Raw genomic sequence first — 12,198 nt, 5'->3', positions numbered from 1 at the left:
GTCAGCTGGTCCAGAACTCCCACCAGCGGGTCAGGATCAGCATCCCGATGATCCCGATGTGCAGCACGGGCGGCGCGAAGGCGAAGTCCGCGAAGAAGCCCCGCACCGCCGCCGGCGCGGGCAGCACTCCCGTCCGCACGTTGTGCGCGGTGACGTACCAGAACAGCGTGATGGTCGCCGCCCAGGCGAGGCAGCACCACAGGCAGAGGGCGTTGATCTCGTACAGCGACTGCTGCATCAGCCAGGTGCAGAAGCCGACGCCGAACAGCGTCCCGCCGTTCAGCCCGAGCCAGAACCACCCCCGGTACCGGGCCCCGGCCAGGAGCCCGGCGCCGATCGCGACGACGACGCCGTACGTGACGAGGCCGAGCAGCGGGTTGGGGAAGCCGAAGACCGCCGCCTGCTCGCTCTTCATGATGTTCCCGCAGGACACGACCGGGTTCAGGCTGCATCCCGGCTGGAAGCCCGGGTCCTCCAGGAGCTTGAACTTGTCGATCGTGATCACCCACGCGGCCAGGATCCCGGCCGCGCCGGTGACGACGAGGAGCCAGCCGAGCCCCCGTCCCGCACCGACCGTGCCGTCCTCCGACCGCCCGGCCGGGACCGCCCGGTCCTCCTGCCGCTGCCCCGGCACCCCGCTCCGTACCCCGAGCGTCGTCATCGCGCCGCCCCTTCCGCTCAGCCCTGCACGCGCCGGACCGGCAGCAGGACGTGGGCGCACTCCGCGAGCATCTCCTCGTCGGAGACGAAGGCGCGCAGCCGGTCCTCGTCCACGGGCTGCCCGGGGACCGCCTCGGCCCACGGGCGCACCGAGCAGAGGAAGTAGACCTTGCCGGTCTCGCGGGCGGCGGCCTGCCACTCGGCGGGCACCGGGCACTGCACCTTGAGGAAGGGCAGGGTGAGGACGGCGGTGCCGGCCTCGACGATCAGCGAGGCGCTGATCCCCGCGTCCTTCTCCAGGTCGAAGAGCCGGTCGCCGACCGAGAGGCCCATCGACTCCAGGGCGGAGCGCATGGCCTGCTGCCCGGCCTCCGGCCCGTCCCGGCCGTCGCCGAGGGAATACGCCATGAGGAAAGGCGTGCCGGCGGAGTCTTCGGTGACTTCGCTGGACCACGGAATCACCGTGAGCGTGCCCAGCGGAGAGACGCTGCGCGCCTCGGAAAGGACGTGGGGAGTGGTCATGGAAGGGGATGCTAGTGGGGCAACCACCCTTTCCCCGTACCGAATTCACTCATCCGGCCGACATTCCCCCGCTCGAACTCCCGGCCGCAACGAACAAGGGTTTTCATCGTTGTGCCCTGAGGCCCCTTGTCGACACCAGGAGATCGCCGATGCCCTTCCCGCGCCGTGTCGCCCTCCGGTCGCTCTTCGCGCTGGCCGTCACCGCCGCCACCGGCGGGACCCTCGGCCGGATCGCCGCCCGGCCCCCGGAGACGGGAACGGACCCGTACGCCTTCGACGAGATGTACGCGGGCCGCCGGATCCGCGGCCTCACCGGGCCCGCGGGCGAGCCGGTGGCCCTGGTGGACGGGCGGCCGCTGCACCTGATGCGCTGCGCCGACGGCGGCTGGGTGACCCCGCTGGACCACTACGAGTCCTGTCCGAGCCCGCTCGCCGCCACCCGCGCGGCCGTGGACGCGGCGGGGTCGGCCCCGCTCTCCCGGTACGCGGCGGGGCACGGCCTCCACTCCGACCCGACGGGAGGGAACCCGCGTGGTGTACACGCGTAAGAACCAGCGCGACCTGACGACGGCCGAGCGTCGCCGGTTCGTCGCCGCGGTGCTCGAACTGAAGCGCCGCGGCACGTACGACGAGTTCGTCCGGATGCACATCGACCACTACGTCGCCGACGGCGCCGGCCGGCTGCGGACCGCCCACATGGCGCCGAGCTTCCTGCCCTGGCACCGGAAGTTCCTCCTGGAGTTCGAGCGGGCGCTGCGCCGGATCGACGCGACGGTGACGGTCCCCTACTGGGACTGGACCCGGGACTCGACCCCGGCCGCCTCGCTCTGGTCGGAGGACTTCATGGGCGGCAACGGCCGCCGCTCGGACCTCCAGGTGACCACCGGCCCCTTCGCGTACGCCAAGGGGAAGTGGACGGTGAAGCACGCGATGACCGAGACCTCCTTCCTGACCAGGGACTTCGGCCGTCCGCGCGATCCGGTGGCGCTGCCGACGGCGGCCCAGCTGGAGGAGGTGATGCGGGAGCGGACGTACGACACGGCCCCGTGGAACTCGACCAGCCCGTCGGGGTTCCGCAACCGTCTCGAAGGCTGGGCGCAGGGCTCGGGCAACGAGCGGTTCCGGATCCACAACCGGGTGCACCGCTGGGTGGGCGGTCTGATGCTCGGCGGCGGTTCGGTGAACGACCCGGTGTTCTGGCTGCACCACTCCTTCGTGGACCTGGTGTGGTCGCGGTGGCAGCAGCGCAATCCGCAGGCGGCGTACCTGCCGGCGGAGCCGCCGCCCCTGGGCGACGCGCAGTACCGGAAGGTGGTGGCGCGGCACCAGCCGATGGCACCGTGGGGCGTGACGCCCGCCGAGATGTTCGACCACGGCGCGATCTACCGGTACGCCTGACGGAGCGGGCCCCGGACGCGGGCGTCCCCCCGGCCCTGGAGGGGCCGGGGGGACGCCCGGGGAAAGCGGGGCGGTCAGCCGCCGTAGCCGCCGTCGCCGTTGTCGTGCGGGGCGTCGACGTTGGCGCAGTGGTTGCCGAAGGCCGGGTTCAGCAGGCCGATGACGTTGACGGTGTTGCCGCAGAGGTTGACCGGGACGTGGACCGGGACCTGGACGACGTTGCCGGAGGCGACGCCGGGCGAGTGGGCGGCGACGGCCTCGGCGCCCGAGTCGGCGACGGCCAGGCCGGCTCCGCTGAGGGCGACGGCACCGGTGCCGGCCAGAACGGCGGCAGCCTTCGCGATGCGAGACATCAGAACTCCTTGAATGGGTCGAGCGACCGCAGGGATCACGGCCGTCACGTGCGTTCAACGCCGTACCACGGAGCGGGTCACGGTCTTTGGGCCGAAAAGGTGGCCCGCGGTCCGATGTCCGCCCCCCGTCGGATACGAGGGGCGACACTCCGGGCCGCGGGCCGTGGCCATGCGACAAGCCTTCTGGTGCAACGAGGAAAGGCCCTTGCGGTAGCGGGGAAGAATCGTGTCTTCACTCGCGCGGAACCCACCCGAACGGAATTCCGAAAAGAGGGGGGAAGGGGCGAGGAAAGGGTTCAGCCGCGCTCGGGAGCGAGGCCGAGCCGGGAGTCGAGGGCGCCGCTGAGCGTCGGGGCGATGAGGCCGAGCCGGGGGTCGGCGAGCTTGGGCAGTCCGGCGAGGCCGTTGCCCTGGGGAGCCTCGACCGGGTGGCCGAGGCTGGCGCCGGGGGTGGCGGCCTTCATCTCGGAGTGCGGGCTGGCGAGGAGCGCCCTGCCGGGCTCGCTGCCCTTCAGGAGCTCGGGGAGCGGGGCGTCCACGACGGTCTCGGGCAGCGTGCCGGTGAGCGGGACGGACGGCAGGGTCACGTCGGGCAGTGCGCCGAGGCCCTTCTGGAAGCCGGTGGGGGCACCGGGCATCGGCACCGGCACACCGGTCGCGACGGTCGGGGCGTCCATCGGCAGGACCGGCTCCAGGCCCTGGAGGGGAACGATCACCGGGGCCTCGACGGCGGCGGCCGGAGCGGCCATGGCGGCGGAGGCGAGTGCGGTCATGAGGAGTCCCATGCCGGCGTGAGAGCGCAGAGTCATGCCGGGTGAACGAGCCACTCGGCCGGAACGTCGCGCCTGGATCCCCCATGTGCAGCAACGCCGGAGGCCCCCACCGGTGAGGGCGGGGGCCTCTGTTGACGTCACGTCAGGCAGGCGCGTACGTCAGTGGCGACGGCTCCGGACGAGGCGGCCGCCCCGGAGCTGGACGACGGTGCCGCCGATGATGAGGGCGGCACTGACGGCGGCCGCTCCCCACAGGGCGGGGTCGCTGCCCGTCTCGGGGAGTTCGGGCGGCGTGGTGGGCGGGGTGGTGGTGGGCGGCGTGGTGGGCTCGCAGCCGGGCTCCGGCTCCTCACCCGGCTCCGGCTCCTCGCACTCACCCGGGGGAGTCGTGGGCGGAGTCGTGGGCGGAGTCGTCGGCGGGTGCGTGGGCGGCTTCGTCGGCGGCTTCGTCGGCGGGTGCGTGGGCTCGCAGCCCGGCCCCGGCTCCTCGCACTCACCCGGCGGAGTCGTGGGGGGAGTCGTGGGCGGAGTCGTCGGCGGAGTCGTGGGGGGAGTCGTCGGCGGGTGCGTGGGCGGCTTCGTCGGCGGCTTGGTCGGCGGGTGCGTGGGCTCGCAGCCCGGCCCCGGCTCCTCGCACTCACCCGGCGGAGTCGTGGGGGGAGTCGTCGGCGGAGTCGTGGGGGGAGTCGTAGGCGGAGTCGTCGGCGGGTGCGTGGGCGGCTTCGTCGGCGGCTTCGTCGGCGGGTGCGTGGGCGGGTGCGTCGGGGTGGGTTCCTCGGGCTCTTCGCCGTAGCCGCCGTCGGGTTCCTCCGTCGCGTGGGCGCAGAGGTCTCCGACGGCCGACGCCACGTATGCGCCCAGGTCCATGTCGGCACCGCAGAGTTCCGGCGAGAGGGGGGCGTGGGCCTGCCCGTTGCCGGGGCCCGGGGTGTCGCCCGTGCCGGGGTGCGCGTTCGCGGCCAGCGCGAGACCGCCGGTCAGCGACAGCAAGCCGGTCGCTGCCGCCGCGGTGAGTACTTTCCTGCTGATGATGGACCGCATACCGCTCTTCCTCGGGAGAAAGGGAGAGACCGGCGAGGATCCCCCCTCGCTCCGTCCGGCCGCGTCCCGCGCTGACGTTCGCGTGGGACGGTCCCGAGAGTAGGGAGCGGCACACCGTGTGAAGTCGAGGCCACACGGCGGCCGGTCAGAAAATCATTCGATCAGCCGCCGAGCGGGTTGACCGGGAGGCCGCCGACCAGCGGGAGGCCCTTGCCGGTCTGGTTCAGCTGGGTCGCGGTGTCGGTGACCGACTTGACCGGGGAGCCCTCGGTGGTGCTGCTGAGCACGTCGGACTTCAGCCCGTTGGCGGCGATGGCCTCCAGGCCGCCGTTCAGGCTGGTCGGCGTGAACGCCTGCTGGGCCATGGCGGGGGCGGCGGCACCGAGGGCCATGAGGGAACCGGCGACGACCGCGGCGACCTTGGTGGGCTTCATGGGGAGAATCCTTCCTCTGTTCTTTCAACTCGCGTTCCGCACAGGCTTCTTGACGAATTCCCGTGCGTCGCTTCCGTCTTCTGTAACGAGAGGTTCGCTCCCCGGAAACTCCAGGAGGAAGGATTTCTCGACACTGCACCCGATCGAAGGGGACCGGTGCTATTTCCGGACGACTGGACGCGGACGCGGACGCGCCCGTACCGGCCCGGCGGGAGGCCGGACCGGTACGGGTCGGGGGCGCGCGCGGGTCAGCGAACCGGCAGCGGCGGCTTCACCGGTACGTCGACCGGCAGCTCCGGCGCTTCGACCGGCGGGTCGACGGGCAGCTCGGGCGCCTCGACCGGGAGCGCGGGCAGCGCGGGGAGGCCCGCCAGGTCCGGGGCGGGCAGCCCGCTGCCGAGCACGGTGGCGACGGCGAGGTTGACCAGGGAGGTCAGCGTGGCCGTGACCTGCGGGGCGACTCCGGCGGCGTCCCCGGAGGTGACGGCGGCGAGCAGCCCGGCGACGGCCTTCTCGACGGTGCCGAGCGCGTCGCCCACCAGATCGGCGGGGGCGGCCTGGGCGGCCCTGGCCCCGGCCGTGACGGGCAGGGGCACGGGCGGCTTCACGGGCAGTTCGGCCGGGGCCTCGACGGCCGGCGGGGCGACGGGCGCGTCCACGGCGGGCGGGGCGACCGGGGCCTCGACGGCCGGAGGGGCGACCGGGGCCTCGACGGCGGGAGGGGTGACCGGCGCGTCCGCGACGGGCGGGGTGACCGGCAGCTCCGGGGCGGCCGGGGTCTCCGGCAGCGGGGCGGGAGCGGTCTCCTTGGCCTGGTCGACGGCGGCCTGGATCTTCGCCTTCAGGGCGTCGGCGTCGGCCGCGGGGAGCTGGCCTTCGTCGGCCTTGAGGGCGGCGGTGACGAGTTCGGTCACGGGGGTCGTCACCCCGCCGACGTCCGCGAGGGCCTTGGTCTGGGTCAGCAGGGCGGCGGCGTCGGGAAGCGGGGCGCGAGCGGCCCGGTCGGCCGCGCGGGAGGGACGGTGTTCGTCGGCGAAGGCGGGTCCCGCCGTACCGAGGGTGAGGGCGGCGGATATCGCCAGGGCGGTGAGACGGCGTGTAGCCAGGGGACGCATATGTGTTCCTTTTCCTTATGCGTCGGACAACTGCTCTCTCACCGTGCCTGCGGGTATAGCCCTCCGCAACCGCAGAACTACTGAGCGCCACGCCTCCGTTCGAGTGAATCCGCCCTCCGGCCTGCCCCTCGAAGGGGCGTACGCCGTTGCACCGGACGGCGCACAGGCGTGCGTCCGAACGGGTACCGGCCCAGTGGCCGCAAGGAAAAAGCCGGTGCGCCCGCCCCGAGGGGTGGGCGCACCGGCTTCGGAAGGACCGATCCGACGTGCGAGGTCAGACGTTGGCGCAGACGTTGCCGAAGGCCGGGTTCAGCGCGCCGATGACGCTCACGGTGTTGCCGCAGATGTTGACCGGGATGTGGACCGGGACCTGCACGACGTTGCCGGAGCCGACACCGGGGGACTTCACAGCGGCGCCCTCGGCGATGGAGTCGGCGGCGGCGGCACCGGCGGCACCGGCGACCGCGGCGGCGGCACCCACGGTCAGGACGACGGCCTTGGCGATACGGGACATGGAGAAGTTCTCCTCGATCGATTTCCAACTCGGACTGCGCGGACTGTTCGGCCCGGCTCCCTCAACAACGCGCCGGCTATTCGTCGGTTGCTCTCCCGAACGGGTGACGTTCAACCGATCTTTGGCCTGCGGGAGGGCCATTCGAGCGACGGGCCGGAGAAAGGCGCAACACGCTCAACGAGGAACCTGCCGCGCGGATACGGGAGTTAGCGTTTCCGAGCATCTAATGCTTACTATCGCCCCGCGCCGGGGTTATAACGTTCCCGAACGTTGCTTCCGGGCCCGCCGCGCGTTCACCCATTTCGTGCGGACGACACCTCCCCCTCCCCCGGTCTTCACGGGTCTTCCCTTCCTCCTCTCATCAAAGCGGAGAACCTGTATGCGGAATTCAGCGGTTCTTGCTGTGCGTCGCAGCGTGTGGTGCGCCCTGTCGTGCGCGGTTCTGTCCGCCGCGGCGCCGCTCGCCTCCGCCACCGCGCCGCCCGCGCCCGGGGAGGCCGCCCGGGTCCCCTTCGCCGCGCGCTACCAGGCCGAGCTGCACGGTGGGATCGTGCGCGCCGCCAACGCCTCGGCGAAGGGCCTCAAGGGCACCGAGACCTCCAACGACGGAACGCCGATCGGCTACGTCGACGTGGACGACGACCCCAACACGTACAACTCCAGCCGTGCCGAACTGGCCGTGCCCGCCGGGGCGCGGGTGGCCTGGGCCCGGCTGTACTGGGGCGGCAACCTGCGGGTGGGCGAGCAGAAGCCGCCGAAGGACAACGGCCGGGTGCTGATCGCGGAGCCCGGCGGGCAGTACAAGGCGGTCCTCGCCGACACCCTGGTCGGCCACCGGACCGCCGACGGCGCCGACGCCTTCCAGGCCTCCGCCGACGTCACCGGGCTGGTCCGCTGGGCGGAGCCGGGGCAGTGGACGGTCGCGCAGGTCAACGTCGCCATGGGCCGCAGCGCGGTGGGCGGCTGGGGCGGCTGGACGCTGGTCGCCGCGTACGAGAAGGCCGAGGAGCCACTGCGCCGGCTGAGCGTCTGGGACGGCTTCGAGACGGCCGGTCCGCGCTCCGGCGAGCTGCGCCTCGCACTCGACGGGAACCGTTATCCGAAGGACACCGAGGGACGGCTCGGAGTGATCGCCTATGACGGCGACCGGGGAACTTCCGGGGATTACCTGGAGGTACGGACGGGCCGTCAGAAGTCCACCCCGATCGGTGATTCCGCCAATTCCGTGAACGACTGGCTGAACTCCAGCATCACCGAATTCGGCAAGGCCGGGACGGCACGCTTCCCCGCCGCCGGGAACACCCTCGGGTACGACTCCGACGTCTTCGATCTGCGGGGGGCGCTGCGCAACGGGGCCGACCGTGTCCACGTCCGGCTCGGCAGCCGCGAGGACACCGTCTGGCTCGGCGCGCTCTTCCTGCAGGCGGACGTACGGCGCTGACGTGCGGGCCCCGATCGAGACGGACCCCGGGTCCGTCACCGTCCTGCACGCGGTCCAGCCCGGCGACGGCGGGGTGGCCAGGGTCGTCGTCGACCTGGTGCGCGCCCAGCGCGCGGCCGGGCTGGGGCCCGTCACCGCCTGCCCGCCCGGCACCGCGCTCGCCGCGGAGCTGCGCGCCGAGGGCGCCGAGGTCCACGACTGGGTGGCCGGGCGCGACCCCGGTCCCGCGCTGCTGCGGGAGACCCGCGGGCTGGCCCGGGTGGTGCGGGCCGTGCGGCCCGGACTCGTCCACGCGCACTCCGCGAAGGCGGGGCTCTGCGCCCGGCTCGCGGTGCGCGGGCGGATCCCGACCGTGTACCAGCCGCACGCCTGGTCCTTCGAGGCCGTGACCGGCACCACCGCCGAACTGGCGCGCCGCTGGGAGCGGTTCGGGGCCCGCTGGGCCGACCGGATCCTGTGCGTGAGCGAGGCGGAGCGGCGTACCGGCGAGGAGGCCGGGGTGGTGGCGGCCTGGTCGGTGGTGCACAACGGCGTGGACGTGGCGCGGTTCGCGACCGGCGGTCCGGCCGGGAACCCGGCGCCGACCGTGGTGTGCGTGGGCCGGCTGTGCCGGCAGAAGGGCCAGGACGTGCTGCTCGCCGCCTGGCCGGCGGTCCTCGCCGAGGTGCCGACCGCGCGGCTCGTGCTCGTCGGCGACGGTCCGGACGGGGAGCGGCTGCGTCCCGCCGCCGGTCCCTCGGTGCGGTTCACCGGCGCGGTCGGCGACACCGCGCCCTGGTACCGGGCGGCGGACGTCGTCGTGCTGCCGTCCCGCTGGGAGGGCATGGCGCTGGCGCCCCTGGAGGCGATGGCGGCGGGCCGGCCGGTCGTCGTCGCCGACGTCGACGGGGCCCGCGAGAGCCTGCCGCCCGGCCATGAAGCCCTGTGCCTGGTCCCGTCGGAGGACCCGGCCGCCCTCGCCGCCGCTCTCGGCCGCCTCCTCGGCCGGCCGGAGCTGCGGCACCGCCTGGGCCGTGAGGCCCACGAGCACGTCCTCAGCAGTTTCGATGTGCGGCGCACCGGCGCGGCCGTCGCGGAGATCTACCGCGAGCTGGCCGGAGTGCGGGGCACGGAGCACAGAGAGCCGATTGCGCAGTGACCACGGAAAGTACCAGCGTTCCTTCCTCACCCGGCCCGTGGCCGGTCGCGGGTCCGGCCTTCGGGCCGGCCTCGTTCGTCCCCCGTCGGCGGCTCCCCGGCCGGCTCGCGCCGGCGCGCCGCCGGGCGGCCGTGCGGCCGGGCCCCGGGGCCCCGGCGCTGCGGGTCGTCGACTGTCTGGCGGTGCTGGCCGGGGCCGCGCTGCTCGCCCCGGTGCACCAGGACCCGCGGCTGCTGCTGCCGGCCGCGGCGCTGCTGCTCCTGCTCGACGGGCGCGGCGGGCTCCACCGGCCGCCGATGCACGCCCGGCTGCTCGACGAGCTGCCGGCGCTCGCCTCGCGCGCCGGGGTGGTGTGGTGCGTGGTCGCGGCGGTCGCGGCGGCCTGGTCGCCGCTGCTCGCGATCGGGCCGCTGCGGCTGTGCGGGGCGTACGCCGCGCACGTCGGGGTGGCGGCCGTGCTGCGGGCGGTGCTGCTCGCGCGCGGGCGGCGGATCGCCCGGGAGCGGCCGCGGTCGGCGCTCGTGGTGGGTCCGCCCGCGGCGGCCCGCCGGTTCGCGGCGGCGGCCGCGCAGCACCCCGAGTACGGGATGCGGCCGGTGGGGATCGTGGGGCTGCCGGACGCGACGGTCGGTGAGCAGCGGCCGCTGGAGCCGGGGCTTCCGCTGCTGACGACGGCGGAGGAGATCCGCCGGGCGGTCATCCAGAACTCGGTCCGCGAGGCGGTGTTCCTCTCCCACGAGCCGGAGCTGGTGACCCTCTTCCAGCACTACGGCTGCACGACCTGGCGGGTCGGCGGGGAGCGGTACGCGGGCCCGATGGGCGAGCACGTGTGGGGGTACGCGCGGCGGCGTCTGGTGCCGGCGACCGAGCGGCGCGGGACGCTGGCCAAGCGTGCCCTGGACATCGCGCTCGCCGGTCCGGCGCTGGCGCTGGCGCTGCCGGTCCTCGCGGTGTGCGCGCTCGCGGTGCGGCTCTCGGACGGGCCGGGGGTGCTGTTCCGGCAGGAGCGGGTGGGCCAGCACGGGCGGCACTTCACGCTGCTGAAGTTCCGGACCCTGCGCCCGTCGGACGAGACGGAGTCGGCGACCCGGTGGAACGTGGCCGGGGACCGGCGGATGAGCGCGGCCGGCGGGTTCCTGCGGAAGTCCTCGCTCGACGAGCTGCCGCAGCTGTGGAACGTGCTGCGCGGCGACATGAGCCTGGTCGGGCCGCGGCCCGAACGGCCGTACTTCGTCGCCCAGTTCAGCAAGATCCACGCGGGGTACGCGGCCCGCCACCGGATGCCGGTCGGGCTGACCGGTCTGGCGCAGGTGCACGGGCTGCGCGGCGACACGTCGATCGAGGACCGCTGCCGCTTCGACAACCACTACATCGACCACTGGTCGCTCTGGCAGGACGTCTGCATCCTCGTCCGCACGGCGGCCGGGCTCGTGCGACCGACGGGGAGCTGAGGATGGCCACGGCCGTGACGACGGTGCCGGCCCTCGCGGGGACGCCGGACCTGAGGGACTGGGCCCGCAGGGCCGGGGCGCTCTCCCCGGTCCTCGCGGTGATCGCGCTGCTCCTGGTGCCGGGCGGCGGCGGGGCGCAGGGCGGGACGGGCGGCACCGGCACGATCGCCGACGCGGCCTCGGGCCTCCTCGTCCTGATCTGCCTCGTACGGCTCCTGCGCGGCGGCGCGCGGCCGCTGACCCGGACGGCCGCGGTCGTCCTGGGGCTGCCGGTGTTCGGTATCTGTCTGGCGGCGATCACGTCGAACGACCCGGCGTCGAGCCTGCCGGGTGTCGCCCGCTACGTCCAGGTCTTCGTGCTCGTCCCGGCGGCGGTGCTGCTGATGATCCGGGACCGGCGGGACTTCGCGGTCGTGGCGTGGGGGCTCGTGGGGCTGGCGCTGATCCAGGGCGCGGTGGGCGTCGGGCAGTTCCTGACGGGCACGGGCGCGTCGTACCAGGGCGAGGACATCCGGGCCGTCGGCACCTTCGGGGCGACCGACGTGATGGGCATGGCGACGGTGGTCGCGTACGGCCTGGTGACCGTCACCGGGATCGCGCTCGGCTCGCCGGCCGGGCGGGCGCGGACCGCGGCGCTGGTCTGCGCCGGACTGCTCGTGGTGCCGCTGCTGCTCTCCTTCAGCCGGGGCGCGTGGATCGCGACCGTGCTGGCCTGCGGGATCCAGCTGCTCCTCGGCGGGGTGCGCCGGGCGGCCCGGGTGACGCTGGCGGTGGGCGCGCTCGCGGTGGTCCTCGTCGGCGGCTTCGGGCTGGGCTCGGAGATGGTGAAGGAGCGGGTCACCAGCATCACGCGGGTGACGGCGGCGCCGGACCAGTCGGTGACGGACCGGTACACGATGTGGGCGGCGGCCGGGCGGATGTGGCGCTCCGAGCCGCTGACCGGCGTCGGTCTGAAGGGCTTCCCCCACTACCGGGACTCGAACGCCTCGGTGGCGCTCTCCGCGGGCAGCGACACGGCCGGCGCGGGCGCGGGCTACCGGAAGCAGCCGCTGCTCTCCCCGCACAACATGTACCTGCTGGTCCTCAGCGAGCAGGGGCTCATCGGGCTGCTCGCGCTCGCCGGGAGCTGGCTGGCGCTGCTCGTGGGCGCGCTGCGGCGGCGCCGGACGGGCGCGGAGTGCGCGCTCGTGGCGGGCGGGCTGCTGTCCTGGCAGCTGATCGACTTCTTCTACGCGGACATCGGCGGCCCGTCGACGGTGCTGATGTCGGTGGTCTTCGGGCTCGCCGCCTGGTGGGCCCTCGCGCCCGGGCCCGAGGGCCCGCCGGAGGTGCGCGGTGCGTGACCCGTGGGCCGGTCC

Annotated in this window: 14 protein-coding genes; 6 read left to right on the top strand and 8 right to left on the bottom strand. The window is 74.1% G+C overall.

Translation table 11 applies throughout. From position 1 onward, the window contains the following. Position 1: 1 nt before the first annotated feature. Positions 2 to 661, bottom strand: coding sequence for a vitamin K epoxide reductase family protein (locus AB0E19_RS25985; protein WP_362184593.1), 660 nt, complete (start codon positions 659 to 661; stop codon positions 2 to 4). A gap of 17 nt (positions 662 to 678) precedes the next feature. Further along, on the bottom strand, positions 679 to 1,182 hold the full coding sequence (locus AB0E19_RS25980; RefSeq protein ID WP_362184592.1) for a DUF5949 family protein: 504 nt from the start codon (positions 1,180 to 1,182) through the stop codon (positions 679 to 681). Between the two features lie 149 nt (positions 1,183 to 1,331). Between AB0E19_RS25980 and AB0E19_RS25975 the strand changes: the two genes are divergently transcribed. Next, positions 1,332 to 1,730 (top strand): tyrosinase family oxidase copper chaperone, encoded by a 399-nt coding sequence (locus tag AB0E19_RS25975; RefSeq protein ID WP_362184591.1) that lies wholly within the window; start codon positions 1,332 to 1,334, stop codon positions 1,728 to 1,730. After that, the gene (locus AB0E19_RS25970) at positions 1,714 to 2,580 is read left to right on the top strand and encodes a tyrosinase family protein (protein WP_362184590.1); all 867 of its coding nucleotides are present in this window, start codon (positions 1,714 to 1,716) and stop codon (positions 2,578 to 2,580) included. The genes AB0E19_RS25975 and AB0E19_RS25970 overlap by 17 nt, the downstream gene beginning before the upstream one ends. 74 nt (positions 2,581 to 2,654) lie before the next feature. On the opposite strand, the gene AB0E19_RS25965 is transcribed toward AB0E19_RS25970, so the two are convergent. The 6 genes from AB0E19_RS25965 to AB0E19_RS25940 all read right to left on the bottom strand — a co-directional run bounded on the left by AB0E19_RS25965 (position 2,655) and on the right by AB0E19_RS25940 (position 6,810). Then, on the bottom strand, positions 2,655 to 2,933 hold the full coding sequence (locus AB0E19_RS25965; RefSeq protein WP_360605735.1) for a chaplin: 279 nt from the start codon (positions 2,931 to 2,933) through the stop codon (positions 2,655 to 2,657). 296 nt (positions 2,934 to 3,229) lie between these two features. After that, the gene (locus tag AB0E19_RS25960; protein WP_362184589.1) at positions 3,230 to 3,742 is read right to left on the bottom strand and encodes a hypothetical protein; all 513 of its coding nucleotides are present in this window, start codon (positions 3,740 to 3,742) and stop codon (positions 3,230 to 3,232) included. A 123-nt stretch (positions 3,743 to 3,865) separates the two neighbouring features. Then, positions 3,866 to 4,747: a hypothetical protein gene (locus AB0E19_RS25955; protein WP_362184588.1), complete on the bottom strand. Its 882-nt coding sequence runs from the start codon at positions 4,745 to 4,747 to the stop codon at positions 3,866 to 3,868. 161 nt (positions 4,748 to 4,908) lie between these two features. Beyond that, on the bottom strand, positions 4,909 to 5,181 hold the full coding sequence (locus tag AB0E19_RS25950) for a hypothetical protein (protein ID WP_360605729.1): 273 nt from the start codon (positions 5,179 to 5,181) through the stop codon (positions 4,909 to 4,911). 248 nt (positions 5,182 to 5,429) lie between these two features. Further along, positions 5,430 to 6,296: a hypothetical protein gene (locus tag AB0E19_RS25945; protein ID WP_362184587.1), complete on the bottom strand. Its 867-nt coding sequence runs from the start codon at positions 6,294 to 6,296 to the stop codon at positions 5,430 to 5,432. Between the two features lie 274 nt (positions 6,297 to 6,570). Then, on the bottom strand, positions 6,571 to 6,810 hold the full coding sequence (locus AB0E19_RS25940; RefSeq protein WP_362184586.1) for a chaplin: 240 nt from the start codon (positions 6,808 to 6,810) through the stop codon (positions 6,571 to 6,573). Between the two features lie 379 nt (positions 6,811 to 7,189). Here AB0E19_RS25940 and AB0E19_RS25935 point away from each other — a divergent pair, with 379 nt between their 5' ends. Genes AB0E19_RS25935 through AB0E19_RS25920 form a run of 4 tightly spaced genes read left to right on the top strand, consistent with a single transcriptional unit; the run spans position 7,190 to position 12,183 of the window. Beyond that, positions 7,190 to 8,251, top strand: a complete 1,062-nt coding sequence (locus AB0E19_RS25935; RefSeq protein ID WP_362184585.1) for a DUF3344 domain-containing protein — start codon at positions 7,190 to 7,192, stop codon at positions 8,249 to 8,251. A 1-nt stretch (position 8,252) separates the two neighbouring features. Further along, complete coding sequence (locus tag AB0E19_RS25930) at positions 8,253 to 9,389, top strand: glycosyltransferase (RefSeq protein ID WP_362184584.1); 1,137 nt, start codon at positions 8,253 to 8,255, stop codon at positions 9,387 to 9,389. Beyond that, positions 9,386 to 10,840 (top strand): exopolysaccharide biosynthesis polyprenyl glycosylphosphotransferase, encoded by a 1,455-nt coding sequence (locus tag AB0E19_RS25925; protein ID WP_362184583.1) that lies wholly within the window; start codon positions 9,386 to 9,388, stop codon positions 10,838 to 10,840. The genes AB0E19_RS25930 and AB0E19_RS25925 overlap by 4 nt, the downstream gene beginning before the upstream one ends. A gap of 2 nt (positions 10,841 to 10,842) precedes the next feature. After that, positions 10,843 to 12,183 carry an O-antigen ligase family protein gene (locus AB0E19_RS25920; RefSeq protein WP_362184582.1) on the top strand — a complete coding sequence of 447 codons (1,341 nt, stop codon included), beginning with the start codon at positions 10,843 to 10,845 and terminating at the stop codon, positions 12,181 to 12,183. Positions 12,184 to 12,198: the final 15 nt, after the last annotated feature.

The organism is Streptomyces sp. NPDC047974, from assembly GCF_040653375.1.
Taxonomy (GTDB): domain Bacteria; phylum Actinomycetota; class Actinomycetes; order Streptomycetales; family Streptomycetaceae; genus Streptomyces.
Note: the sequence above shows the minus strand (reverse complement) of the source record. Positions and strands in the feature narration are given on the sequence as shown.